Here is a 26445-nt window from a genome sequence, read left to right as displayed (position 1 = left end):
ATGCCGCACCACACCCTTACGGGCATGGGGCTGTTCGTGGTTTCAGAACCAACACAGTGGACGCGAGCAACTGAGGACAAGCCCTCGGCCTATTAGTACCGGTCACCTCCACACGTTACCGTGCTTCCAGATCCGGCCTATCAACCCAGTCGTCTACTGGGAGCCTTACCCCATCAAGTGGGTGGGAGTCCTCATCTCGAAGCAGGCTTCCCGCTTAGATGCTTTCAGCGGTTATCCCTCCCGAACGTAGCCAACCAGCCATGCCCTTGGCAGGACAACTGGCACACCAGAGGTTCGTCCGTCCCGGTCCTCTCGTACTAGGGACAGCCCTTCTCAAGACTCCTACGCGCACAGCGGATAGGGACCGAACTGTCTCACGACGTTCTAAACCCAGCTCGCGTACCGCTTTAATGGGCGAACAGCCCAACCCTTGGGACCGACTCCAGCCCCAGGATGCGACGAGCCGACATCGAGGTGCCAAACCATCCCGTCGATATGGACTCTTGGGGAAGATCAGCCTGTTATCCCCGGGGTACCTTTTATCCGTTGAGCGACGGCGCTTCCACAAGCCACCGCCGGATCACTAGTCCCGACTTTCGTCCCTGCTCGACCCGTCGGTCTCACAGTCAAGCTCCCTTGTGCACTTACACTCAACACCTGATTGCCAACCAGGCTGAGGGAACCTTTGGGCGCCTCCGTTACCCTTTAGGAGGCAACCGCCCCAGTTAAACTACCCATCAGACACTGTCCCTGATCCGGATCACGGACCCAGGTTAGACATCCAGCACGACCAGACTGGTATTTCAACGACGACTCCACAACCACTGGCGTGGCCGCTTCAAAGTCTCCCAGCTATCCTACACAAGCCGAACCGAACACCAATATCAAACTGTAGTAAAGGTCCCGGGGTCTTTCCGTCCTGCTGCGCGAAACGAGCATCTTTACTCGTAGTGCAATTTCACCGGGCCTATGGTTGAGACAGTCGAGAAGTCGTTACGCCATTCGTGCAGGTCGGAACTTACCCGACAAGGAATTTCGCTACCTTAGGATGGTTATAGTTACCACCGCCGTTTACTGGCGCTTAAGTTCTCAGCTTCGCCCCACCGAAATGGAGCTAACCGGTCCCCTTAACGTTCCAGCACCGGGCAGGCGTCAGTCCGTATACATCGCCTTACGGCTTCGCACGGACCTGTGTTTTTAGTAAACAGTCGCTTCTCGCAGGTCTCTGCGGCCACCCCCAGCTCAGAGTGCAAAACTCATCACCGGATGTGGCCCCCCTTCTCCCGAAGTTACGGGGGCATTTTGCCGAGTTCCTTAACCATAGTTCACCCGAACGCCTCGGTATTCTCTACCTGACCACCTGAGTCGGTTTAGGGTACGGGCCGCCATGAAACTCGCTAGAGGCTTTTCTCGACAGCATAGGATCATCCACTTCACCACAATCGGCTCGGCATCAGGTCTCAGCCTTGTGTGATCCGGATTTGCCTGGATCACGGCCTACACCCTTACCCCGGGACAACCACCGCCCGGGCTGGACTACCTTCCTGCGTCACCCCATCACTCACCTACTACCAGATCGGGTCAGCGGCTCCACCACTCCCCTCAACTCCGAAGAGATCAGGGCGGCTTCACGGCCTTAGCATCACTGGATTCGATGTTTGACGCTTCACAGCGGGTACCGGAATATCAACCGGTTATCCATCGACTACGCCTGTCGGCCTCGCCTTAGGTCCCGACTTACCCTGGGCAGATCAGCTTGACCCAGGAACCCTTAGTCAATCGGCGCACACGTTTCTCACGTGTGTATCGCTACTCATGCCTGCATTCTCACTCGTCAACCGTCCACGACTACCTTCCAGTGCCGCTTCACCCGGCAGACGACGCTCCCCTACCCATCACAGCCGGCGTTGGCCGTATATGCTGCAATGACACGACTTCGGCGGTACGCTTGAGCCCCGCTACATTGTCGGCGCGGAATCACTAGACCAGTGAGCTATTACGCACTCTTTCAAGGGTGGCTGCTTCTAAGCCAACCTCCTGGTTGTCTCTGCGACTCCACATCCTTTCCCACTTAGCGTACGCTTAGGGGCCTTAGTCGATGCTCTGGGCTGTTTCCCTCTCGACCATGGAGCTTATCCCCCACAGTCTCACTGCCGCGCTCTCACTTACCGGCATTCGGAGTTTGGCTAAGGTCAGTAACCCGGTAGGGCCCATCGCCTATCCAGTGCTCTACCTCCGGCAAGAAACACACGACGCTGCACCTAAATGCATTTCGGGGAGAACCAGCTATCACGGAGTTTGATTGGCCTTTCACCCCTAACCACAGGTCATCCCCCAGGTTTTCAACCCTGGTGGGTTCGGTCCTCCACGAAGTCTTACCTCCGCTTCAACCTGCCCATGGCTAGATCACTCCGCTTCGGGTCTTGAGCGTGCTACTGAAACGCCCTGTTCGGACTCGCTTTCGCTACGGCTACCCCACCCGGGTTAACCTCGCAACACACCGCAAACTCGCAGGCTCATTCTTCAAAAGGCACGCAGTCACGAGAACAAGGCAAGCCTCGTTCCGACGCTCCCACGGCTTGTAGGCACACGGTTTCAGGTACTATTTCACTCCCCTCCCGGGGTACTTTTCACCATTCCCTCACGGTACTATCCGCTATCGGTCACCAGGGAATATTTAGGCTTAGCGGGTGGTCCCGCCAGATTCACACGGGATTTCTCGGGCCCCGTGCTACTTGGGTGTCTCTCAAACGAGCCGCTGACGTTTCGACTACGGGGGTCTTACCCTCTACGCCGGACCTTTCGCATGTCCTTCGTCTACATCAACGGTTTCTGACTCGCCTCACAGCCGGCAGACTGTGAAAGAGAGATCCCACAACCCCGTATGCGCAACCCCTGCCGGGTCTCACACGCATACGGTTTGGCCTCATCCAGTTTCGCTCGCCACTACTCCCGGAATCACGGTTGTTTTCTCTTCCTGAGGGTACTGAGATGTTTCACTTCCCCTCGTTCCCTCCACACTGCCTATGTGTTCAGCAGTGGGTGACAGCCCATGACGACTGCCGGGTTTCCCCATTCGGAAACCCCCGGATCAAAGCCTGGTTGACGGCTCCCCGGGGACTATCGCGGCCTCCCACGTCCTTCATCGGTTCCTGGTGCCAAGGCATCCACCGTGCGCCCTTAAAAACTTGGCCACAGATGCTCGCGTCCACTGTGCAGTTCTCAAACAACGACCAGCCACCCATCACCCCGAACCCTTACGGTTCGAGTGCACTGGGGCCGGCGACTGAGGAAGTTCATTCCCTCAGACACCCAACAGCGTGCCCGACCCGATCCGTCCGTCCTCCCTGCGTTCCACGCCGAAGCAGTACTAACAGGAGACTTCCAGACCGTGCCGAATAATCAACGTTCCACCCATGAGCAACCAGCACCGGACATTCGCCGATGTACTGGCCTCTGGACCGCGAAGCGGCCTAGAAGTGCTCCTTAGAAAGGAGGTGATCCAGCCGCACCTTCCGGTACGGCTACCTTGTTACGACTTCGTCCCAATCGCTAGTCCCACCTTCGACGGCTCCCTCCCACAAGGGGTTGGGCCACCGGCTTCGGGTGTTACCAACTTTCGTGACGTGACGGGCGGTGTGTACAAGGCCCGGGAACGTATTCACCGCAGCAATGCTGATCTGCGATTACTAGCAACTCCGACTTCATGGGGTCGAGTTGCAGACCCCAATCCGAACTGAGACCGGCTTTTTGAGATTCGCTCCACCTCACGGTATCGCAGCTCATTGTACCGGCCATTGTAGCACGTGTGCAGCCCAAGACATAAGGGGCATGATGACTTGACGTCGTCCCCACCTTCCTCCGAGTTGACCCCGGCGGTCTCCTGTGAGTCCCCATCACCCCGAAGGGCATGCTGGCAACACAGGACAAGGGTTGCGCTCGTTGCGGGACTTAACCCAACATCTCACGACACGAGCTGACGACAGCCATGCACCACCTGTACACCGACCACAAGGGGGCGCCTGTCTCCAGACGTTTCCGGTGTATGTCAAGCCTTGGTAAGGTTCTTCGCGTTGCGTCGAATTAAGCCACATGCTCCGCTGCTTGTGCGGGCCCCCGTCAATTCCTTTGAGTTTTAGCCTTGCGGCCGTACTCCCCAGGCGGGGAACTTAATGCGTTAGCTGCGGCACCGACGACGTGGAATGTCGCCAACACCTAGTTCCCACCGTTTACGGCGTGGACTACCAGGGTATCTAATCCTGTTCGCTCCCCACGCTTTCGCTCCTCAGCGTCAGTAATGGCCCAGAGATCCGCCTTCGCCACCGGTGTTCCTCCTGATATCTGCGCATTTCACCGCTACACCAGGAATTCCGATCTCCCCTACCACACTCTAGCTAGCCCGTATCGAATGCAGACCCGGGGTTAAGCCCCGGGCTTTCACACCCGACGTGACAAGCCGCCTACGAGCTCTTTACGCCCAATAATTCCGGACAACGCTTGCGCCCTACGTATTACCGCGGCTGCTGGCACGTAGTTAGCCGGCGCTTCTTCTGCAGGTACCGTCACTTTCGCTTCTTCCCTGCTGAAAGAGGTTTACAACCCGAAGGCCGTCATCCCTCACGCGGCGTCGCTGCATCAGGCTTTCGCCCATTGTGCAATATTCCCCACTGCTGCCTCCCGTAGGAGTCTGGGCCGTGTCTCAGTCCCAGTGTGGCCGGTCGCCCTCTCAGGCCGGCTACCCGTCGTCGCCTTGGTGAGCCGTTACCTCACCAACAAGCTGATAGGCCGCGGGCTCATCCTTCACCGCCGGAGCTTTCGACCCTCACAGATGCCTGCAAGAGTGATATCCGGTATTAGACCCCGTTTCCAGGGCTTGTCCCAGAGTGAAGGGCAGATTGCCCACGTGTTACTCACCCGTTCGCCACTAATCCCCACCGAAGTGGTTCATCGTTCGACTTGCATGTGTTAAGCACGCCGCCAGCGTTCGTCCTGAGCCAGGATCAAACTCTCCGTGAATGTTTTCCCGTAATCGGGATGAACACCACGAGAGCGGAACCGTCGAGCGGAATAGGCCCGACGGTTCACAGCGTCCTCGCTGTGTCTTCTTCAAAGGAACCTCGTCCCGGTCGTGATGACCGGAGACGGGGTATCAACATATCTGGCGTTGATTTTTGGCACGCTGTTGAGTTCTCAAGGAACGGTCGCTTCCTTTGTACTCACCCGAGAGACTCTCTCGCGGCTTTCCTCCGGGCGCTTCCCTTCGGTCTTGCGTTTCCGACTCTATCAGATCCTTTCGGCGTCTGATTCCCAGTCAGAGGGGGTTGTCTTCCCGGCTGTTGGGCCGTTCCGACGAGTGAGACTTTAGCGGATTCCCGGCTCCCGAGCTAATCGGGGGCCTGCGCCCTTTCGAACGCGGAGTCCTCATTTCGCGAATACGCACGCATGAGCGTGCCAAGTCCACGACGACGAATCATCGCTTCTTGGTGAGTACCTGCGGAATGGCTGTCCGGGGACCGACCGGAGTCGGCGCTCACGTCGGACAACCCGGAGAACAGTACGGACCAGGTCGGGGTGTGTCAACTTGCCTGCTCGGAGCCCGTCCGAGGCGTACCGTGGACGCCATGACGACGCGTACGTACCGACAGCTCTGGTGGGCCGCCTGACGGCGGCCGTGCTGACGTACGCACACCAACGGCCGCCGCTTCGGCGGCCGTTCGCGTTTCTCCCGCCAAGGGCTTCGGGCTCCGGGGGTCGGCCGCCGGGACGGCGGCTCCGATCCGAGAGGGAGAAGAGACGAGATGACGCGGGTCTTCAGTGGGATCAAGCCGACCGGGCACCTGACGCTGGGGAACTACCTGGGCGCCATGCGGCAATGGGCCGCGGTGGACCAGCACCGGTCCGACGCACTGTTCTGCGTGGTCGATCTGCACGCGCTCACCGTCGACCACGACCCGGCGCGGGTGCGCCGGCTCAGTCGGCAGGCGGCCACGCTGCTGCTGGCGGCCGGGCTGGATCCCGAGCTGTGCACCCTCTTCGTGCAGAGCCACGTCGACGAGCACGCGCGGCTGTCGTACGTGCTGGAGTGCGTGGCGACCGACGGGGAGATGCGGCGGATGATCCAGTACCGGGAGAAGGCCGCGCGGGAGCGGGAGCGCGGGGGCAGCGTGCGGCTGTCGCTGCTGACGTACCCGGTGCTGATGGCGGCGGACATCCTGGCGTACGGGACGGACGAGGTGCCGGTCGGGGACGACCAGGCGCAGCACGTGGAGCTGACCCGGGACCTGGCGCTGCGGTTCAACCAGCGGTACGGCGGGACGTTCGTGGTGCCGCGGGCGACGGTGCCGAAGGTGGCGGCGCGGGTGATGAACCTGCAGGACCCGACGTCGAAGATGGGCAAGAGCGACGACTCGGGGCCGGGGATCGTGTACCTGCTCGACGAGCCGGAGGTCGTGCGGAAGAAGGTCGTGCGGGCGGTGACGGACAGCGGGCGGGACGTCGTGTACGACCGGGAGGGGCGGCCCGGGGTCGCGAACCTGCTGGAGGTGCTGGCCGCCTGCACCGGGGGTGAGCCGGGTGCGCTGGCCGGGGCGTACGGGTCGTACGGGCAGCTGAAGAAGGACACCGCCGAGGCCGTGGTGGAGGTGTTGCGGCCGGTGCGGGCGCGGCACCAGGAGCTGTGCGCCGATCCCGGGTTCGTGGAGGGCGTGCTGCGGGCGGGTGCGGAGAAGGCGCGGGCGATGGCGCGGCCGACGGTGGACGCGGCCTACCGGGCGATCGGGTTGTTGCCGCCGGTGCCGAACGCGGCCCGGTAGGCGCGGGGGCTGGTGGCGAGGCGCGATGCGAAGTGCTGGCGCATCGTGACCTCGCTGCCGAAGCCGGCCCGGCGGGCGACCTCGGGCATGGGGAGGTCGGTGCGTTCGAGGAGTTTCTGGGCGGCGGCGAGGCGCTGGTCGAGGAGCCAGCGCAGCGGGGTCGTACCGGTGGCCGCGGTGAAGTGGCGGGCGAAGGTGCGCGGTGCCATGCCGGCGCGGGCGGCGAGGCCGGCGACGGTGAGCGGTTCGTGCAGGTGGCGCAGGGCGTGTTCGCGGACGGCGGCGAGGGTGTCGGCGTCGCGGTCGGCGGGTGGGGTGGGGTGTTCGATGAACTGGGCCTGGCCGCCGGTGCGGAAGGGGGCCGTGACCATGGAGCGGGCGATGGTGGCGGCGGCCTCGGCGCCGTGGGAGCGGCGGACCAGGTGGAGGCAGAGGTCGATGCCGGCCGCGGTGCCCGCGGCGGTCCAGATGTTGTCGTCCTCGAGGAAGAGGGCGTCCGGGACGACGTCCACGCGCGGGTGGTGGGTGCGCAGGAGGTCGATGAGGTTCCAGTGGGTGATGGCGCGGCGGCCGTCGAGGAGGCCGGCCTGGGCGAGGGTGAAGGCGCCGCCGCACAGGGCGGCGAGGGGGGTGCCGTGGGCGTGGGCGCGGCGCAGGGCGTCCAGGACCGGGGCCGGGGCGGGGGTGAGGTGGTCGTCGAGGCCCGGGACCACGATGAGGTCGGCGCGCCGCAGCCAGCTCAGGGCGCGGTCGGCGTGGAGGGTGAGGCCGCCGCGCAGCGGGACGGGGGTCGCGGGGTCGGCGGCGACGCGGCGCAGGTCGAAGGCGGGGGCGCCGCGGTCGGTGCGGTCGGTGCCCCAGACCTCGGTGATGACGGAGACGTCGAAGGCGCGGATGCCGGGGAAGGCGACGAGGGCGACGCGGTAGGGGGCTGCGCCGCGGGGCTTCAGGTGGTCGGGCTGGGCGCGCTGCGGGTCGGCCATGGTGGCAGTAAACCATCGATCGATGACTTTTCCGGATCTGGGACCCGGGGGCCGGCGGCGGGATGCTCGACGCATGGAGATAGCGGAGAACGCAGCGCTGGTGGTCGTGGACGTGCAGAAGGGCTTCGAGGAGGCCGGTTTCTGGGGGCCGCGGAACAATCCGGGGGCCGACGAGAACGTCGCCGCCCTCATCGACGTGTGGCAGGCGACGGGGCGGCCGGTGGTGTTCGTACGGCACGACTCGGTGCAGCCCGACTCGCCGTTGCGCGTGGGGCGGGCCGGGAACGGCTTCAAGGAGTACGTGGAGGCGCGGCGCGGGAAGGGCACCGGCGGTGAGCTGCTGGTGACGAAGTCCGTGAACTCGGCGTTCTACGGGACGCCCGACCTGGGGGCGTGGCTGACGGCGGCCGGGATCGGGCAGCTCGTGCTGGCCGGCATCCAGACGAACATGTGTGTGGAGACGACCGCGCGGATGGGCGGGAACCTGGGCTACGACGTGGTGGTGGCGCTGGACGCGACGCACACGTTCGACCTGGTGGGGCCGTTCGGCTGGCGGCGTACGGCGGAGGAGCTGGCGCAGGCCACCGCGGTGTCGCTGCACGGGGGCGGCTTCGCGCGCGTGGTGACGACGCAGGACGTCGTGACCGCGGCGAAGTGACCCGCCCCTTTCCCTTCTGCTGGGTCGGCCGTCAGTCCTTGGTGCCGGAGGCCAGCTCGCGGCTGCGGTCGCGGGCGGCTTCCAGGGCGGCGATGAGGGCGGCCCGTACGCCGTGGTTCTCCAGCTCGCGGATGGCGTTGATGGTCGTGCCCGCGGGGGAGGTGACGTTCTCGCGGAGCTTGACCGGGTGTTCGCCGCTGTCGCGGAGCATGGTCGCGGCGCCGATCGCGGACTGGACGATCAGGTCGTGGGCCTTGTCGCGGGGCAGGCCGAGCAGGATGCCGGCGTCGGTCATGGCCTCGACGAGGTAGAAGAAGTACGCCGGTCCCGAGCCGGACAGGGCCGTGCAGGCGTCCTGCTGGTTCTCCGGGACGCGCAGGGTCTTGCCGACGGCGCCGAAGATCTCCTCGGCGTGGGTGAGGTGGTCGGCGGTGGCGTGGGTGCCGGCGGAGATGACGGACATCGCCTCGTCGACGAGGGCGGGGGTGTTCGTCATGACGCGGACCACCGGGGTGCCCTCGGTGAGGCGCTCCTCGATGAACGCCGTGGTGATGCCGGCGGCACCGCTGATGACCAGGCGGTCGGCGGGGACGTGCGGCGCGAGTTCGTCGAGGAGGCTGCCCATGTCCTGCGGCTTGACGGTGAGGATGAGGGTGTCGGCACCCTTGGCGGCTTCGGCGTTGGTGACCGGGGTGACGCCGTAGCGGCTGCGGAGTTCCTCGGCGCGCTCGGGGCGGCGGGCGGTGACCAGGAGGTCGGCCGGGGTCCAGCCGCCGCGGATCATGCCGCTGAGCAGGGCTTCGCCGATCTTGCCGGTGCCGAGGACTGCGACGGTCTGGGTCATGGCTGCGGTGCCCTCCGTGGGTGCGTCGTCCTGGGGGCATCCTCCCATTCGGGGCGGGCGGCGGGGGGTGGTGTCCGGGAGGTGGGACGTGGGGGGGGTGCGGAGGGGTGGGGCGGAAGGGGCGAGGCCGGAGGTGCGGGCGGGAGGTGCGGGCCGGAGGTGCCGGCCGGAGGTGCCGGCCGGGGGGTTACGCCGTTCGGCGTCGCAGGGTGGCCGCTCCCAGGCAGAGGACGAGGAGGGCGCAGCCGGCGACGACCAGGACGTCCCGTACGAAGGTGGCGGTCATGTCGGTGTGCCGGAGGACCTCGTTCATGCCGTCCACCGCGTAGGACATGGGCAGGACGTCGGAGACGGCCTCCAGCACGGGGTGCATGGCGTCGCGCGGGGTGAACAGGCCGCACAGCAGGAGCTGCGGGAAGATCACCGCCGGCATGAACTGGACCGCCTGGAACTCGGAGGCGGCGAAGGCCGACACGAACAGGCCGAGGGCCGTGCCCAGCAGCGCGTCGAGCAGCGCCACCAGGAGCAGCAGCCACGGGGAGCCGGTGACGTCGAGGCCCAGGAGCCAGAGGGCGAGGCCGGTGGCGAGGGCGGACTGGACGATCGCGAGGGCGCCGAAGGCCAGGGCGTAGCCGGCGATGACGTCGCCCTTGCCGAGCGGCATGGCGAGGAGGCGTTCGAGGGTGCCGGAGGTACGCTCGCGCAGGGTGGCGATGGACGTCACCAGGAACATCGTGATCAGCGGGAAGATCCCGAGCAGGGACGCGCCGATGCTGTCGAACGTGCGCGGGCTGCCTTCGAACACGTAGCGCAGCAGGACCAGCAGGACGCACGGGATGAGGACCAGCAGGGCGATCGTGCGCGGGTCGTGGCGCAGTTGGCGCAGGACGCGGGTCGCGGTGGCGAGCGTGCGGGCGGGGCTGAGGGCGCGGGCGGGTGCCGGTGCCGGTGCCGCGGGGGTCGTGGCGGTGGTGCTCATCGGGTCGTCGTCTCCTTCGCGCCCTCGGTGCGCTGCGCCGCGGGCTCCGTCCTGTCCGTCCTGTGCACTGTTCCGGCCGCGGCTTCGTCGACCAGGTGCAGGAACGCCGCCTCGACCGTGTCGGCGCCGGTGCGCTCGCGCAGGGCGTCGGGGGTGTCGTCGGCGAGGATCTCGCCCTCGCGCATGAGGAGGAGGCGGTGGCAGCGCTCGGCCTCGTCCATGACGTGCGAGGAGATCAGCAGGGTGGCGCCGCGGGCGGCGAGCCGGTGGAAGAGGGTCCACAGGTCGCGGCGCAGCACCGGGTCGAGGCCGACGGTCGGCTCGTCGAGGACCAGCAGCTCGGGGGTGCCGAGCAGGGCGACGGCGAGGGAGACGCGGTTGCGCTGGCCGCCGGAGAGGTTGCCGGCGAGGGCGTCGGCGTGGGTCGTGAGGTCCACCTCGGCGAGGACCCGGTCGACGTCGGCACGGCGGGCGGCGGCCGGGCTCGCCGGGGACAGGACTGCGGCGAAGTAGTCGAGGTTCTGCCGGACGGACAGGTCGTCGTAGACCGACGGGGCCTGGGTGACGTAGCCGACGCGGGTGCGCAGGGCCGGATCGCCGGCCGGGCGGCCGAGGACGTCGAGCGTGCCGGTGACCTTGGCCTGGGTGCCGACGATCGAGCGCATCAACGTCGACTTGCCGCAGCCGGAGGGGCCGAGCAGGCCGGTGATCTGTCCCCGGGGGACGGTGAAGCGGAGGTCCCGCAGGACGGTGCGGGGGCCTCGGGTGACGGTGAGGGCGTCGGCGCGGAGGGCGGGGCCGGGGTGGGAGCCGGGGTCGGGGTGGGAGGCGGAAGTGGGTTCGGGTGGACGGACTGAATTAATCATCATGTGATGATTAAATGACCTGGGTGGGGGGTGCCGTCAAGTGGCGACGGGGATCGGAGGTCAGGAGCGGGTCGCCACCAGCAGTTCCACGTCGTACGTCTCCTCGACGACGCCGTCCGGGAAGACGTCGCGGAGGTGCCGGCGCTCCTCGGTGAGGAACGCGGTGGCGCTCGCCTCGCCGTGCACGAGGAAGACCGAGTGGCTGCCGAGGTTGGCCAGGTGGGTGTCTAGGGGGACGCGGCGGCTCCAGCGGACGCTGCGGCGGGCGAGGGCGAGCTGTCCGGACGCGTCGGCGAGGGCGGCGCGGGAGCCGTCGCCGTGCGTCGCGACCACACTGCCCGGGCCGAAGTGCCGCTCCAGGCGGCGGGCCTGGTCGGCCGCCCAGGGCAGGTCCAGCGCGCTGGTGTTCCACCACAGGGCCAGCGCGCCACCGGGCCGCAGCACCCGCACGGCTTCCGGGACCGAGCGGGCGGGGTCGGTCCAGTGCCAGGACTGGGCGTAGGTGAGGAGGTCGAGGGAGGCGGTGGCCAGGGGGAGGCGGTCGCCGTCGCCCCGGACGAGCGGCACGTCCGGGAGGGCCCGGCGGAACTCGGCCGCCATGCCTGCGCCGGGTTCCACGGCGACGACGTCGGCTCCGCGCGCGTGGAGGAGGGCGGTGGCGATGCCGGTACCGGCGCCCACGTCCGCGACGCGGGCCCCTTCCAGCGGGCGGCCGGCGAGGTCCTCGACGGCGTCGAGGAGGGCGGGCGGGTAGGAGGGGCGGTTCGCGGCGTACTGGGCCGCGGCGGCGTTGAAGGAGCCGGCCCGGGCGCTGGGGGTGACGGCGGGCGCGGGCGCGGTGGGGTCCTCGGGTGGCGTCATGGGGTGATGGTGACGCCGGGTGGGGCGAGGGGGACAGGGGGCCGTGGCCGACCCGGCCGCCCCGGGGTCAGGAGCGGCGGCGCTTCCTCGTCGGGTTGCCCGTGCGGCGGGACGTGCGGCGGCGGTGCCGGTCGAGGGCGGCCTCGTACTCCTCGCGGTGCAGCTTCTCGCCGGGGGCCTCGGTGAGGGAGCGGAAGAAGTAGGCGAGCAAGGAGCCGATGAAGCCGATGGCCAGCAGGCCGCGCAGGGACGCCTGGCGGTCGGGGTCGGGCCGCTGGGTGAAGCCGTCCCAGGTGTGGCGGAAGGCGAGCGCGCTGCACACGGCGAACATGACGACGACCAGGACGGTGACGAAGGTGCCGATGTCGGCGATCTGCAGCCCCTGGTAGGCGAAGCGCAGGACGAGGCAGGAGACGACGGCGGCGGCGAGCGAGCCGACGGCCACGCCGACGCGGCGGGGCGTGTAGCCCCTTTCGTGCTCCACCCAGGTCGTGCCGAAGAAGCGCAGGGGCTCGGGGCGCGGGCCCGTGGAGCCCGCCGTGGTGTCCGGGGTGCCGTTGTCGTCGCTCACGCGTCGATTATGGCTCCGGTCGGGGCGGGCTCCCGGGCTGGGTGGCGCGAGGCCGGGTGGCGCAAGGCCGGGCGGTGCCGGGCCGGGCGGTGCCGGGCCAGGCGGTGCCGGACCAGGCGGTGCCGGACCAGGCGGTGCCGGACCAGGCGGTGCCGGACCAGGCGGTGCCGGACCAGGCGGTGCCGGACCAGGCGGTGCCGGACCAGGCGGTGCCGGGCCAGGCGGTGCCGGGCCAGGCGGTGCTCGGTCGGTCAGAGGGCGCAGCGCGACGCCACGTAGCCGTCGCTGCCCGTCTTCACGAACGCGTCGGACACGAACTCGCCGCTGGCGATGTTGTCCCAGATGTTCGACGTGCCGTAGGGGCCCGAGACGGTCGTGCCCGGCGTCTGGCAGTAGATCGCGACCTTGGACCCCTCGGGCAGGACGCGGACGATGCTGTAGCCCGTGCCCGGGCCGCTGCGGACGTTGAGGCGCACGCCCGGGGCGACCGGGTAGTAGGTGACGACCGCGGCGGTTGCCGTGACGATCTCGACCTCCGCGACGACGCCGGCCCCCGTGGTGGTCCCCGCCTCCGCGACGACGCCGGTGTCCCCGGCTCCGACGGTCTCCTCGATGCGCTCGACAGACATGAAAAACCTCCCCCGTTGAACCCCATGACTGCCATGGGGCCCCAGTGATTCCCCACCGACGCCATTTGAAACACGTGTGCGCGATTCGCACGAGGACGCCAGCACGCCTCCTCTGTCCCGTACGGGTCATCGACTAGGCTCCGTGCGTCGCGCGCGCGAACGAACAGCACGGGGGTGGTTCATGACGCCACAGCGCAACACCGGAGCGGGCGCGGAAGCGGAACTTCCCGGACTTCCCGAGTACACCGGCCACTACGTCCTGGAGTCCTGTCTGGGCTCCGGCGGCATGGGCGTCGTCCACCTGGCCCGCAGCACCTCGGGCATGCGGGTCGCGGTGAAGGTGGTGCACGCCGAGTTCGCCAAGGACCCCGAGTTCAGGGGCCGTTTCCGGCAGGAGGTGGCCGCCGCCCGACGCGTGAGCGGCGCCTTCACCGCACCCGTCGTCGACGCCGACCCGGAGGCCGAACGCCCCTGGATGGCGACCCTGTTCATTCCCGGCCCCACCCTCTCCGACCGCGTGAAGCGGAACGGGCCGTTGGCGCCCGGGGAGTTGCGGCGGCTGATGGCCGGGCTCGCGGAGGCGCTGCGCGACATCCACCGGGTCGGCGTCGTGCACCGCGACCTCAAGCCGAGCAACGTACTGCTCGCCGAGGACGGCCCGAAGGTGATCGACTTCGGCATCTCCCGGCCCAAGGACAGCGAACTGCGGACCGAGACGGGCAAGTTGATCGGCACGCCGCCGTTCATGGCGCCGGAGCAGTTCCGGCGGCCGCGCGAGGTGGGGCCGGCGGCGGACGTCTTCGCGTTGGGGTCGGTGATGGTGCACGCGGCGACGGGGCGCGGGCCGTTCGACTCCGACAGCCCGTACGTCGTGGCCTACCAGGTGGTGCACCACGAGCCCGACATGACCGGCGTACCGGAGAACCTGGCCCCGCTGGTGCTGCGGTGCCTGGCGAAGGAGCCCGAGGAGCGGCCCACGCCGGACGAACTGATGCGTGCGCTGCGGTCGGTGGCGGCCTCGTACGACACACAGGCGTTCATACCGGCGCAGCGGCCGGAGGGTGGCCCGGCGAGCGTAGGCGGTCCGGCGAGTGTGGGCGGTCCGGTCGGCGGCAGCGGTCCGGGGAGCGGGGGCGGTCCCGTGCCCGGCACCGACGGTGGCGGCGTGCCGGATGGCGCGGCCGACCCCGGTGACACCGACGACCCCGCCATTGCCGGTGACTCCGCTGACGTCACGAACGCCACCGACGCCACGGACGCCGCCGAGCCGGCCGGGCCTTCCGTGGGCCGGCTCCGCCGCAGGGTGTCGCGGCGCGTGGCCCTGGTGGCCGCGACGCTGGGGCTCGTCGTCGGAGGGGTGTTCGCCTCGGTGGAGCTCGCGGGCGGAGCGGCCTCGTCGCCGAACACGGACCCTGGGACCACGGCGGCCGGATTCACGGCGTGGGAGGTGGCATCGGTGTCCGGGGCGGCGTCCGTGCCGCGGTGCTCGTACGGCTCGGGGACGTTGTTCTGCGCCCAGTCGGGCCTGGTCTTCGCGCTGGACGCCTCCGACGGCGCCCTGCGGTGGAAGCACCGCGTCAGGAAGGCGTACGGGAGTGCCCCGCCGGTGCTCGCCGGGGGCCTGGTGCAGCCGATGGCGGACCAGGAGCGGCAGTTGCAGGGGCTCGACCCCCGTACGGGCAGGCCCCGCTGGACGCGCGACATGCCCGCGCACGTCGGGCTGCGGGTGGTCGGTGACACCATGCTGCTCACGGCGGCCGACGGCACGGTCACGGCCGTGGCCGGCGCGTCCGGCGCGACCACGTGGCGCCACGCGCTCCCCGGCCGGGGCACCCCCGCCTTCTCCTCGTTCACCGGTGACCCGCTGGCCTACGCCACCAGCGCGTCCGACGCCGGCAGCACGAAGGTCACCGCGGTCGACCCCGGCACCGGGACCGTGCGCTGGGACGCCAGGCTGAACGGCACGCTGACACCGGTCGGCAGCAGCGACGGCCGCCTGTTCTTCCTCGCGGTCGACAAGGGCTCCGGCTTCACGGACGCGATCGTCCGGTACGACCCCGTCTCGGGCGCGACGCGCCGGGTGCCGTTGCCGGTGGACCGCGCCGATCCGGTGGTCGGCGTGCGCGGTGACGTCGTGTACCTGCTGGCCACCGGCGGGTCCCTGGAGGCCGTGGACATGGGCGCGCGCAAGCGGCTGTGGCACCTGGAGACGGGGGTGACCCGCGGTTCGGCGCCCGTGGTCGCCGGGGACCACCTCTACCTCACCGCCCCGGACGGCCGGCTCCTGGCCGTGGACGCCCGCGACGGCAGCCTCCTGGGCCAGACGCCGCCGCGGCTCGGTGCGAACTCCGACGAGGTCAGCGGGTACCTGCCGGTGCCGGTGGTGGCCGACGGCCGCGTCCACGCCACCGCCCCCGACGGCACCGTCTTCGCGGTGGACGGGCGGGACCCGGCCGGGTGGTGACGGCGAGGGCCGCCTCCCTCGCGGGAAGCGGCCCTCGGTCGTGCCCGTACGGATTCCGCGGCCCGTGCTGCCTGGGCCCGCTGGGGCTCAGCCCAGCTTGGACACGTCGCGCACCGCGCCCTTGTCGGCGCTGGTGGCCATCGCGGCGTAGGCCCGCAGCGCCGCGCTGACCTTGCGGTCGCGGTTCTTGGGCGCGTACACGCCGCCGAGCGCCTGCTCGCGGCGCGCCAGCTCCGCCTCGTTCACGAGGAGTTCGATCGTGCGGCCGGGGATGTCGATGCGGATCCGGTCGCCGTCCTCGACGAGCGCGATCGTGCCGCCGGACGCCGCCTCGGGCGAGGCGTGGCCGATGGACAGGCCGGACGTGCCGCCGGAGAAGCGGCCGTCGGTGACCAGCGCGCACGCCTTGCCCAGGCCGCGGCCCTTGAGGTACGAGGTCGGGTAGAGCATCTCCTGCATGCCCGGTCCGCCCTTGGGGCCCTCGTAGCGGATGACCACCACGTCGCCCTCCTTGACCTGCTGGGTCAGGATCTTCTGGACGGCGTCCTCCTGGGACTCGCAGACCACCGCGGGGCCCTCGAAGGTCCAGATGGACGGGTCCACGCCGGCCGTCTTGACCACGCAGCCGTCCACGGCGAGGTTGCCCCTGAGGACCGCGAGCCCGCCGTCCTGCGAGTAGGCGTGCTCCAGGCTGCGGATGCAGCCGCCCTCGGCGTCCACGTCGAGCGCCTCCCAGCGCTCCGACTGGGAGAAGGCCTCCGCCGAGCGGACGCAGCCCGGCGCCGCGTGCCACAGCTCGACCGCCTCGGGGGAGGGCGAACCGCCGCGCACGTCCCACGTCTTGAGCCAGTCCGACAGCGACGGGCTGTGCACCGAGTGCACGTCCTCGTTCAGCAGGCCCGCGCGGTGCAGCTCGCCGAGCAGGGCGGGGATGCCGCCGGCCCGGTGCACGTCCTCCATGTAGTACGTGCGGTCCTTGGCGACGTTGGGCGCCACCTTCGCCAGGCACGGCACCCGGCGCGAGACCGCGTCGATCTGCTCCAGCCCGAAGGGCACCTCCGCCTCCTGGGCGGCGGCCAGCAGGTGCAGGATCGTGTTGGTGGAGCCGCCCATCGCGATGTCGAGCGCCATGGCGTTCTCGAACGCCGCGAAGGTGGCGATCGAGCGGGGCAGCGCGCTCTCGTCGTCCTGCTCGTAGTAGCGGTGGACCAGGTCCATCACCGTGTGCGCCGCGTTCACGTAGAGCTGCTTGCGCGCGGTGTGGGTGGCCAGGACCGAGCCGTTGCCGGGCAGGGACAGGCCGATCGCCTCGGTCAGGCAGTTCATCGAGTTGGCCGTGAACATGCCCGAACAAGAGCCGCAGGTCGGACAGGCGTTCTCCTCGATGCGGAGGATGTCCTCGTCCGAGATCTTGTCGTTCACGGCGTCGGAGATCGCGTCGACCAGGTCGAGCGTGCGGACCGTGCCGTCGACCAGGGTGGCGCGGCCGGACTCCATCGGGCCGCCGGAGACGAAGACCGTGGGGATGTTCAGGCGCAGAGCCGCGTTGAGCATGCCCGGCGTGATCTTGTCGCAGTTGGAGATGCAGACCAGCGCGTCGGCGCAGTGCGCCTCGACCATGTACTCGACCGAGTCCGCGATCAGGTCGCGGGAGGGCAGGGAGTACAGCATGCCGCCGTGGCCCATCGCGATGCCGTCGTCCACGGCGATCGTGTTGAACTCGCGCGGGATGCCGCCGGCCTCGCGGATCGCCTCGCTGACGATCCGGCCGACCGGCTGCAGGTGCGTGTGGCCCGGCACGAACTCGGTGAAGGAGTTGGCGACGGCGATGATCGGCTTCCGGCCGATGTCCGCACCGGGTACACCGGAGGCGCGCATCAGGGCGCGGGCGCCCGCCATGTTGCGGCCGTGGGTGACTGTGCGGGACCTCAGCTCGGGCATCGTCGCTCGCTCCTTCAGAGACTGCGATCTGGGAGATCGTGACCGTCAGAGAGACTTCTGACTGTCCACGAGCCTACGCCCGTCATCCAGGGGTCGGGACAAGGTGTCCGGAATGCGGGACGGGTGTCTCGGCGATGTGCTACAGGAGCGGGACTCCGAGGGCTTCGCGGGGCCCGTTCCTCAGGGCGCCGTCAGATGCCCCTGCACCACCGGCGCCACCCGGCGGATCACCTGCTCCACGTCCGCGGACGCCAGCGGCTCCACCTTGATCACGTACCGCAGCATCGCGCACCCCACCAGCTGCGCCGCCGCGAGTTCGGCGCGCAGCTCCGCGTCCGGCACCTCGAGCTGGGCGGCGACGCGGCGCAGCAGCTGGGAGACGACCAGGCGGCGGAAGACGGCGGCCGCGGTGTCGTTGTTGACCGCGGAGCGCAGGATCGCCAGCAGGGGCGTGCGGGTGGTGGGGTTCTCCCAGACGCCGAAGATGAAGCGCGTCAGCCGCTCCCCCACGTCCTCGCGCGGACCCTCGGCGACGGCGTCGGGCGCGTGCAGCGCGGGCGCGAAGGCGACCGCCACGGCCGCCTCGAAGACGCCCTCCTTGGTGCCGAAGTAGTGGTGCACCAAGGCCGAGTCGACGCCCGCGGCCTTGGCGATGCCGCGCACCGACGTCCCGTCGTACCCGTACCGGGAGAACTCCGCGCGCGCGGTGTCGAGGATCCGGTCCCGGGTGTCGGCGGGCTCGGTACGGCGCGGGCGGCCGCGGCCACGCGTGCGGGGGCGGGGACCGGGCGCGGAGGAAGGTTCGGGCGCGAACGGGTCGGGCGCGGACGGGTCGGGCGCGGACGGGTCGGACCGGGTGCCGGGCACGTCGGTCACCGCCGGGGCACCTTCACCGGCGAGGCCAGGTGGAGGCGAGTGAAGGCCAGTGCCTCGGCGAGGTCGGCCTCGCGTTCGGCGCCGGACATCGCGCGCCGGGTGTTGACCTCGATGACGACGTGCCCGTCGAAGCCGGTGCGCGCGAGGCGCTCCAGCAGCTCCGCGCAGGGCTGGGTGCCGCGGCCCGGCACCAGGTGCTCGTCCTTGTTGGAGCCCAGGCCGTCGGCGAGGTGGACGTGGCCCAGCCGGTCCCCCATGCGGTCGACCATGTCCAGGGCGTCCGTGCGGGCCGTCGCGGCGTGGCTGAGGTCGATCGTGAAGTGCCGGTAGTCGTCCTTGGTCACGTCCCAGTCGGGCGCGTACGCGAGCATTTCCCGGTCCCGGTACCGCCACGGATACATGTTCTCCACGGCGAACCGCACGTCCGTCTCGTCCGCCATCCGCCAGATGCCCTGGACGAAGTCGCGCGCGTACTGGCGCTGCCAGCGGAAGGGCGGGTGCACCACGACGGCGCCGGCGCCCAGCTTCTCCGCCGCCGCACGCGCGCGCCGGAGCTTGGTCCAGGGGTCGGTCGACCACACGCGCTGGGTGATGAGCAGGCAGGGGGCGTGCACGGCCAGGATCGGGATGCCGTGGTAGTCGCTGAGCCGGCGCAGCGCCTCGATGTCCTGGCTGACGGGGTCGTTCCACACCATGACCTCGACCCCGTCGTACCCGAGGCGCGCGGCGATCTCGAAGGCCGTCGCCGTCGACTCCGGATACACCGAGGCCGTGGACAGCGCGACCTTCGCATCCGGGATGCGCACCACTGGTTCTGCCACGAGGGACAGGGTACGGTCCCGCGCTCGCCGTCGGGGAGCTGGACCGGGCGCTCCCCCGGCGGCCCCGCGCCGACCGGCCACGCGTGCGTGGCCCGGTGTCACCGGTGCGCCCGGGGCCCGGTGCGCGGGCGTTCGCGCTCGTGAGCCGGGGGGTGGGCCGGTGCGGGGCGGGGGCGTGGGCGGGGGGTGCGGGCGGCGGCCCAGGGGCGGCGTTCACGGGTGGGAAGGTGGCGCACTTCACGGCGTACAGGGGGCTCGTGAGGGTCGCCCCGGGGGGTGGGCGCCGAGGGGAGGGGACGTACGAAGCTGACGTCGGCGAGGCGGACGGGGCGAGCGGGGCGAGGCCGGAGATGGGCCACCGCCACCCCGGCGCCGCCCGGCCAGGGGCGCCGCAAGAAGGGCGAGGAAGGCCCCGCTCCTCCGCGCCGCCCCGGGGTCACCGCGTCACACCACCACCATCTGGTCCAGCCGCCGCAGGATCACGCCCTCCCGCAGCGCCCAGGGGCAGACCTCCAGCGTCTCGACTCCGAACAGGTCCATCGCGCCCTCGGCCACCAGGGCCCCGGCGAGCAGCTGTCCCGCGCGCCCCTCGGAGACGCCCGGCAGCTCGGCCCGCTGGTCCGCGGTCATGCCGGCCAGCCGCGGCACCCACGCCTCCAGGGACTCCCGCTTGAGCTCCCGCTGCACGTACAGGCCCTCGGCGGAGCGCGCCGCCCCCGCTATCCGGGCGAGCTGCTTGAACGTCTTGGACGTGGCCACGACGTGGTCGGGCGCGCCGAAGCGGCTGAACTCGCCCACCGTCCGCGCGATCTGCGCGCGCACGTGGCGGCGCAGTGCCCGCACGTCCTCGGGCCGGGGCGGGTCGCCGGGCAGCCAGCCCGCGGTGAGCCGGCCGGCGCCCAGCGGCAGCGACACGGCCGCGTCGGGCTCCTCGTCGATGCCGTAGGCGATCTCCAGGGAGCCGCCGCCGATGTCCAGCACCAGCAGCTTCCCGGCGGACCAGCCGAACCAGCGGCGGGCGGCGAGGAAGGTGAGCCGGGCCTCCTCGTCGCCGGCCAGCACCTGCAGCTCGACGCCGGTCTGCTCCTGCACGCGCGCGAGGACGTCGTCGGCGTTGCTGGCCTCGCGCACGGCGGAGGTCGCGAACGGCAGCAGCTCCTCGACGCCCTTGTCCTCGGCGGCCTGGAGGGCGTCGTGCACGACGGCGATCAGCCGGTCGACCCCCTCGGTGCCGATCGCGCCGTCGCCGTCGAGGAGCTGGGCGAGGCGCAGCTCCGCCTTGTGCGAGTGCGCGGACAGCGGGCGCGCACCCGGGTGCGCGTCCACCACCAGCAGATGCACCGTGTTCGATCCCACGTCGAGGACACCGAGTCTCATGGAGGGAAACGCTACTGCCGCCAGCGCTTTTCCCGGGCCCCCGTGCGGTGCCGGGAAAGGAGCTGGGCGACTTACCCTGGACGGGTGCCAAAGACGAAAAAGGCGAAGGACGAAAAGGCGACGAAGACGGCGGATGCCGACATCGCGCGCGAATCGTCCGAGGTTCCTGTGCAGGGGAAGTCACCGGTGAAGCCCTCCAAGAAGTCGAAGAAGGCCCTGGCCGCCGTGGAGGCGGCCGCCCTGGCGGCGGACGAGAAGGGCGGCCTCGACTTCACGCGCGCGTGGGTGGAGTTCCCGGACCCGGCGGACGACGAGCAGGTCTTCCGCTGCGACCTGACGTGGCTGACCTCCCGCTGGAACTGCATCTTCGGCAGCGGCTGCCAGGGCATCCAGCCGGGCCGTGCGGCCGACGGCTGCTGCACGCTGGGCGCCCACTTCTCCGACGAGGAGGACGAGCAGCGCGTGGCCGGCCACGTCGCCCGGCTCACCCCGGAGATCTGGCAGCACCACGACGAGGGCACGCGGGGCGGCTGGGTCTCGGAGGACGAGGACGGCTCCCGCCAGACCCGCCCGTTCGAGGGCTCGTGCATCTTCCAGAACCGCCCCGGCTTCCCCGGCGGCGCGGGCTGCTCGCTGCACATCCTCGCGCTGCGCGAGGGCCGCGAGCCGCTGGAGACCAAGCCGGACGTCTGCTGGCAGCTGCCGGTCCGGCGGACGTACGACTGGATCGACCGGCCCGACGACACGCGCGTGCTGCAGGTGTCGATCGGCGAGTACGACCGCCGCGGCTGGGGCCCCGGCGGCCACGACCTGCACTGGTGGTGCACCTCGGCGACCTCGGCGCACGGCGCGGGCGAGCCGGTGTACGTCTCCTACCGCGCGGAGCTGACCGAGCTGATGGGCAAGGCCGGCTACGACCGCCTGGTCGAGCTGTGCGAGGAGCGCCTGGCGTCCAGCCTGCCCCTCCTGGCCCCGCACCCGGCGGACCCGGACCCGGCCGGCCCTGCCGCCTGACGCCTCTTCCTCCGCCTGACGCCCGACGCCCGCCCTCACGCGTGAGGGCGGGCGGCTCGCCCCCGTGCGCCTCCTACGACGTCTCCGGGCTCGGCGCCCCGCTGCTGTCGACCGGCGACGGGGTGTCGCCCGGGGTGGACGGTGAGCCGGTGGACGTGGGCTCCGGGTCGGTCGTCGTGGGCGGGTCGCTGGGCGTCGGGTCGGAGGGCGTCGAGGTGACCGGCGTGGGCTCGGGCGAGGAGGGCGGCGGTCCGCTGGGACTGCCGGACCCCGGGCCGGAGGGGCCGGGGCCGTGCGGCACGGCGCCGTGGCCCTCGATGGAGACGACGGCGCCGGCCGGGGCGATCGCCACGCGTGCGTGCCACTGCCCGGCGGGTTCGCGCAGGGGGTCGACGTACACCTTGACGGTGATCGACTCCCCGGGCGCGAGGGTGCCCGAGGACCGGCTCAGGTAGAGCCAGGAGGCGCTGGTCGACGCGGACCAGGTGACCGGTCCGCCGGCGTCGGCGGCGGCCGTCAGCGTGATCAGCGTGGTGTCGCCGCGGCTGCTCGCGGTGACCGACAGGCTGCCCGGTCCCTTCGCGCCGGCGCCGCTGACGCTGACGACCTCCACGGAGACGTCGGACCCGTCCGCGCTGTCGAGGCCGGAGCCGGGGCGGGTGCTGGCGTTGCCGGCGTTCTCGTAGCCGCCGGTGGCGTCCCCGTCGGGGGTGCCGGGGCCGTGCGCCTCGTTCGCGCCCGCCGAGTGGCCGTCCACGCCCTCGCCGGTCGGCGTGCCGCGGTAGGCGGCCCACAGGGCGAACACGGGCGCGGCGACGACGGTCGCCACGACGGTGGTGGTGACGGCACGCGCGCGCAGGCGGTCGCGGCGGGCCGCGCGGTCCTTGGGGTCCATCGGGAAGCCGCGCCGGTCGAAGCGGGGCGCGGCGGCACCCCGCGCGCGGGGCAGGTGCGCGAGTGCGTGGTGCACGGCCCGGCGGGGCGCGGACAGCACGGGCAGCTCGGCCGGGGTGACGCCGGCGCCGGGCCAGCGTCCCGGCACGGCGCGCTCGGCGGCGCGGCGGCAGCGGGGGCAGTCGTCGACGTGCCGGACCAGTTCGCGGCGCAGGGCGGAGCTCAGGACGAGCTGCTGGTCGCCGGTGAGCCGGGCCACGCCGGGACAGCCGCCGGTCTCGACGACGGCGAGCGCCGCGCGCGTGCGCTCGACCTCGCAGGCGGCGCCGGCGAGCAGTTCGCGGGCGGCGGCGTGGTCCATGCCGAGGACGGCGGCGACCTCGTGGGCGGCGAGCTGGTGGCGCACCGCGAGTTCCAGCGCCTCGCGCTGCTCGGGCGTGGTGCCGGCCGCCTCCGGCCAGGCGAGCAGGGCGAGTTCGCGCCGCCGCTGCTCGCGCACGTCGTCCGGAACGGGTGGGGCGGGGGGCCGCGCGGCCGGCTGGCGGTGGGTGCCGTTGCGCCCCGCCGCGTGCGTGCCCTGACGTTTCTGCTTGGCCTCGGCCAGCTTGCGCAGGCACGCCCAGCGGGCCAGGGCGTACAGCCACGCGCGGCGGTCGCCGGCGGCGTCCGGGACGCGCTGGCCGCGCCGGTCGGCGAGGGCGAGGACGTCCGCGAGGGCGGCGGTGGCCGCGTCGTGGTCGCACAGCACCGACAGGCAGTAGGTGAACAGGCCGTCCAGGTACGGCTCGTAGGGCGTCGCCGGGCGTTGCACCGCCGTGCGGGTCGCACCGCGGTCACGCGCCTCCCGGTGCGCCCGGTGTGCGCCGGTCGTGCGGGTCGTGGTCTCCGGGCTGCTGCTCGTCACCCGTGCGACCGTAGGCGTCCCGGAACGGACAGCTCCCGCCCCTTGAGCCCTTTTAATCCGTACGGGTGAAACGATCCCTCATAAGGGGACAGGGGCCTCCGGGACGGTCTCGTCCGAACGTCTGGGACGGCCCCGTAGGAACCTCCGGGACGGCCCCGCGCGGGCCGCCGCACCGGCGCCCCGAGCGGAGCCGGGGCCCGATTGGGGCCCGGTTGTCAGACCCTGCGGTTACGGTTTCCCCCATGGCTGCCCGTACCAAGACCACCAAGGACCGTCCGTCGTACCGCTGCACGGAGTGCGGCTGGCAGACGGCCAAGTGGCTCGGCCGCTGCGCCGAGTGCCAGGCGTGGGGCACCGTCGAGGAGTACGGCGGCGCCCCCGCGGTGCGCACCACCGCGCCGGGCCGGGTCACCACCTCCGCGCTGCCCATCGGCCAGGTCGACGGGCGACAGGCCACCGCGCGCTCCACGGGCGTGCCGGAGCTGGACCGGGTGCTCGGCGGCGGGCTCGTGCCGGGCGCGGTGGTGCTGCTCGCGGGCGAGCCGGGCGTCGGCAAGTCGACGCTGCTGCTGGACGTGGCCGCCAAGGCGGCGAGCGAGGAACACCGCACGCTGTACGTGACCGGCGAGGAGTCGGCGAGCCAGGTCCGCCTGCGCGCCGACCGCATCAAGGCCGTGCACGACCACCTCTACCTGGCCGCCGAGACCGACCTCTCCGCCGTCCTCGGCCACCTGGACGCGGTGAAGCCGTCGCTGCTCATCCTGGACTCGGTGCAGACGGTCGCCTCGCCGGAGATCGACGGCGCGCCGGGCGGGATGGCCCAGGTGCGCGAGGTGGCCGGGGCCCTGATCCGCGCCTCCAAGGACCGCGGCATGTCGACGCTCCTGGTGGGCCACGTCACCAAGGACGGCGCGATCGCCGGACCGCGCCTGCTGGAGCATTTGGTGGACGTCGTGCTGCACTTCGAGGGGGACCGCCACGCGCGCCTGCGGCTCGTACGGGGCGTCAAGAACCGCTACGGCGCGACGGACGAGGTCGGCTGCTTCGAACTGCACGACGAGGGCATCACGGGCCTCGCGGACCCGAGCGGCCTGTTCCTGACCCGCCGTGACGAACCGGTCCCGGGCACCTGCCTGACGGTCACCCTGGAGGGCCGGCGCCCGCTGGTCGCCGAGGTGCAGGCGCTCACCGTCGACTCCCAGATCCCCTCCCCGCGCCGCACGACGTCCGGCCTGGAGACCTCCCGCGTGTCGATGATGCTGGCCGTCCTGGAGCAGCGCGGCCGCATCAGTGCCCTCGGCAAGCGGGACATCTACTCGGCGACGGTGGGCGGGGTGAAGCTGTCCGAGCCGGCCGCCGACCTCGCGATCGCCCTGGCGCTGGCCTCCGCCGCCAGCGACACCCCGCTGCCCAAGAACCTGGTCGCCATCGGCGAAGTGGGCCTCGCCGGCGAGGTGAGGAGGGTCACGGGCGTGCAGCGCAGGCTCGCCGAGGCGCACCGGCTGGGCTTCACGCACGCGCTGGTGCCGGGCGATCCCGGCAAGGTCCCGGCCGGTATGAAGGTCCTGGAAGTGGCGGACATGGGGGACGCCCTGCGGGTCCTGCCGCGCTCCCGTCGCCGAGAGGCCCCGCGGGAGGCGGAGGACCGCCGGTAGACTTTGCCCAGGTCTCGCCCGTCCGTACGAACCCAGTGCGCGAAACGGGAGCACCCCAGAACCTGCGACCGGAGGAGTGCAGTGGCAGCCAACGACCGGGCAGCAGCTCCCGGCAAGTCCGGTGGGAGTGCCGGTTCCGATGGCCTGATGCGCGCCTCGCTGAGCGCCGTGGCACCCGGCACCGCCCTGCGCGACGGGCTCGAGCGCGTCCTGCGCGGCAACACCGGCGGCCTGATCGTGCTGGGCTACGACAAGACCGTCGAGACGATGTCCACGGGCGGTTTCGTGCTGGACGTCGAGTTCACCGCGACCCGGCTGCGCGAGCTGTGCAAGCTCGACGGCGGCATCGTCCTGTCCTCCGACCTGTCGAAGATCCTCCGTGCGGGCGTGCAGTTCGTGCCCGACGCCACGATCCCGACCGAGGAGACCGGCACCCGGCACCGCACGGCGGACCGCGTCTCCAAGCAGGTCGGCTTCCCGGTGGTGTCCGTCTCGCAGTCGATGCGGCTGATCGCGCTCTACGTCGACGGCCAGCGGCGCGTGCTGGAGGACTCGGCGGCGATCCTGTCCCGCGCGAACCAGGCGCTGGCGACCCTGGAGCGCTACAAGCTCCGCCTGGACGAGGTCGCGGGCACGCTGTCGGCGCTGGAGATCGAGGACCTGGTGACGGTCCGGGACGTCTCCGCGGTCGCGCAGCGCCTGGAGATGGTGCGCCGCATCGCGACGGAGATCGCCGAGTACGTCGTCGAGCTGGGCACCGACGGGCGCCTGCTGGCCCTCCAGCTGGACGAGCTGATCGCCGGCGTGGAGCCCGAGCGTTCCCTGGTCGTCCGGGACTACGTGCCCGAACCGACGGCCAAGCGCTCCCGCACGGTCGACGAGGCCCTCTCCGAACTGGACGCCCTCAGCCACGCCGAGCTGCTCGAAATGTCCACGGTGGCCCGGGCGTTGGGGTACACCGGCTCCCCCGAGGCACTGGACTCGGCGGTCTCCCCGCGCGGCTTCCGGCTGCTGGCCAAGGTGCCCCGCCTCCCCGGCGCGATCATCGACCGCCTGGTGGAGCACTTCGGCGGCCTGCAGAAGCTCCTCGCCGCGAGCGTCGACGACCTCCAGACGGTCGACGGCGTCGGCGAGGCACGGGCGCGGAGCGTCCGCGAGGGGCTGTCCCGCCTGGCGGAGTCGTCGATCCTGGAGCGGTACGTCTAAGCGCACGGAGCAGCGCCGCGCCGCGTGAACAGCGCCGCGCCGCCACCGGCTCGGTCGTGGACGGCCCGCCGCCACCGGCTCGGCCGCGGA

18 protein-coding genes and 2 rRNA genes are annotated in these 26445 nt (G+C 70.7%); 6 read left to right on the top strand and 14 right to left on the bottom strand.

The window, feature by feature from the left end; translation table 11 throughout:
* Positions 1–72: 72 nt before the first annotated feature.
* Positions 73–3194 (bottom strand): 23S ribosomal RNA (locus E4U91_RS19665).
* 296 nt (positions 3195–3490) lie between these two features.
* Positions 3491–5016 (bottom strand): 16S ribosomal RNA (locus tag E4U91_RS19660).
* The 16S and 23S rRNA genes sit together here, the layout of an rRNA operon.
* A gap of 782 nt (positions 5017–5798) precedes the next feature.
* Here E4U91_RS19660 and trpS point away from each other — a divergent pair.
* Positions 5799–6812: a tryptophan--tRNA ligase gene (gene trpS / locus E4U91_RS19650; protein ID WP_137308072.1), complete on the top strand. Its 1014-nt coding sequence runs from the start codon at positions 5799–5801 to the stop codon at positions 6810–6812.
* Here trpS and E4U91_RS19645 read toward each other — a convergent pair.
* Positions 6764–7795, bottom strand: coding sequence for a GlxA family transcriptional regulator (locus E4U91_RS19645; RefSeq protein WP_137308071.1), 1032 nt, complete (start codon positions 7793–7795; stop codon positions 6764–6766). The genes trpS and E4U91_RS19645 overlap by 49 nt on opposite strands.
* A gap of 73 nt (positions 7796–7868) precedes the next feature.
* Here E4U91_RS19645 and E4U91_RS19640 point away from each other — a divergent pair, with 73 nt between their 5' ends.
* Positions 7869–8453: a cysteine hydrolase family protein gene (locus tag E4U91_RS19640; protein WP_137308070.1), complete on the top strand. Its 585-nt coding sequence runs from the start codon at positions 7869–7871 to the stop codon at positions 8451–8453.
* A 31-nt stretch (positions 8454–8484) separates the two neighbouring features.
* Here E4U91_RS19640 and proC read toward each other — a convergent pair whose 3' ends face one another.
* The 6 genes from proC to E4U91_RS19605 form a co-directional block, all read right to left on the bottom strand.
* On the bottom strand, positions 8485–9297 hold the full coding sequence (gene proC / locus E4U91_RS19635) for a pyrroline-5-carboxylate reductase (protein ID WP_137308069.1): 813 nt from the start codon (positions 9295–9297) through the stop codon (positions 8485–8487).
* Between the two features lie 187 nt (positions 9298–9484).
* Positions 9485–10276, bottom strand: a complete 792-nt coding sequence (locus E4U91_RS19630; protein ID WP_137308068.1) for an ABC transporter permease — start codon at positions 10274–10276, stop codon at positions 9485–9487.
* Positions 10273–11145, bottom strand: a complete 873-nt coding sequence (locus tag E4U91_RS19625; RefSeq protein ID WP_422070905.1) for an ABC transporter ATP-binding protein — start codon at positions 11143–11145, stop codon at positions 10273–10275. The genes E4U91_RS19630 and E4U91_RS19625 overlap by 4 nt, the downstream gene beginning before the upstream one ends.
* A gap of 57 nt (positions 11146–11202) precedes the next feature.
* Positions 11203–12003 (bottom strand): class I SAM-dependent methyltransferase, encoded by an 801-nt coding sequence (locus tag E4U91_RS19620; protein WP_137308067.1) that lies wholly within the window; start codon positions 12001–12003, stop codon positions 11203–11205.
* Positions 12004–12070: 67 nt separating this feature from the next.
* Complete coding sequence (locus E4U91_RS19615; protein WP_137308066.1) at positions 12071–12574, bottom strand: EamA/RhaT family transporter; 504 nt, start codon at positions 12572–12574, stop codon at positions 12071–12073.
* A gap of 251 nt (positions 12575–12825) precedes the next feature.
* Positions 12826–13203: an SH3 domain-containing protein gene (locus E4U91_RS19605; protein ID WP_137308065.1), complete on the bottom strand. Its 378-nt coding sequence runs from the start codon at positions 13201–13203 to the stop codon at positions 12826–12828.
* A gap of 181 nt (positions 13204–13384) precedes the next feature.
* Here E4U91_RS19605 and E4U91_RS19600 point away from each other — a divergent pair, with 181 nt between their 5' ends.
* Positions 13385–15667 (top strand): serine/threonine-protein kinase, encoded by a 2283-nt coding sequence (locus E4U91_RS19600; protein ID WP_137308064.1) that lies wholly within the window; start codon positions 13385–13387, stop codon positions 15665–15667.
* An 87-nt stretch (positions 15668–15754) separates the two neighbouring features.
* On the opposite strand, the gene ilvD is transcribed toward E4U91_RS19600, so the two are convergent.
* From ilvD to E4U91_RS19580, 4 genes are all read right to left on the bottom strand, one after another.
* On the bottom strand, positions 15755–17608 hold the full coding sequence (gene ilvD, locus E4U91_RS19595; protein WP_137308063.1) for a dihydroxy-acid dehydratase: 1854 nt from the start codon (positions 17606–17608) through the stop codon (positions 15755–15757).
* Between the two features lie 180 nt (positions 17609–17788).
* Positions 17789–18484: a TetR/AcrR family transcriptional regulator gene (locus E4U91_RS19590; RefSeq protein WP_241678634.1), complete on the bottom strand. Its 696-nt coding sequence runs from the start codon at positions 18482–18484 to the stop codon at positions 17789–17791.
* Positions 18481–19305: a sugar phosphate isomerase/epimerase family protein gene (locus E4U91_RS19585; RefSeq protein WP_174867830.1), complete on the bottom strand. Its 825-nt coding sequence runs from the start codon at positions 19303–19305 to the stop codon at positions 18481–18483. The genes E4U91_RS19590 and E4U91_RS19585 overlap by 4 nt, the downstream gene beginning before the upstream one ends.
* Before the next feature lie 444 nt (positions 19306–19749).
* Positions 19750–20682 carry a Ppx/GppA family phosphatase gene (locus tag E4U91_RS19580; protein WP_137308062.1) on the bottom strand — a complete coding sequence of 311 codons (933 nt, stop codon included), beginning with the start codon at positions 20680–20682 and terminating at the stop codon, positions 19750–19752.
* Positions 20683–20766: 84 nt separating this feature from the next.
* Between E4U91_RS19580 and E4U91_RS19575 the strand changes: the two genes are divergently transcribed.
* Entirely contained in the window at positions 20767–21696 is a 930-nt protein-coding gene (locus tag E4U91_RS19575) for a DUF3109 family protein (protein WP_388124536.1), read from the top strand.
* Positions 21697–21769: 73 nt separating this feature from the next.
* Here the strand turns inward: E4U91_RS19575 and E4U91_RS19570 are convergent, their stop codons facing one another.
* Positions 21770–23494 (bottom strand): BACON domain-containing protein, encoded by a 1725-nt coding sequence (locus tag E4U91_RS19570; RefSeq protein WP_137308061.1) that lies wholly within the window; start codon positions 23492–23494, stop codon positions 21770–21772.
* A 242-nt stretch (positions 23495–23736) separates the two neighbouring features.
* Between E4U91_RS19570 and radA the strand changes: the two genes are divergently transcribed.
* Both radA and disA read left to right on the top strand, forming a co-directional pair.
* Positions 23737–25149, top strand: a complete 1413-nt coding sequence (gene radA, locus E4U91_RS19565) for a DNA repair protein RadA (RefSeq protein ID WP_137308060.1) — start codon at positions 23737–23739, stop codon at positions 25147–25149.
* A gap of 81 nt (positions 25150–25230) precedes the next feature.
* A complete protein-coding gene (gene disA, locus E4U91_RS19560; protein WP_137308059.1) occupies positions 25231–26355 on the top strand; it encodes a DNA integrity scanning diadenylate cyclase DisA in 1125 nt (374 codons plus the stop codon).
* The last annotated feature ends 90 nt before the right edge of the window (positions 26356–26445 follow it).

It is taken from the genome of Streptomyces lasalocidi, from assembly GCF_005280215.1.
Lineage (GTDB): Bacteria > Actinomycetota > Actinomycetes > Streptomycetales > Streptomycetaceae > Streptomyces > Streptomyces longwoodensis.
Note: the sequence above shows the minus strand (reverse complement) of the source record. Positions and strands in the feature narration are given on the sequence as shown.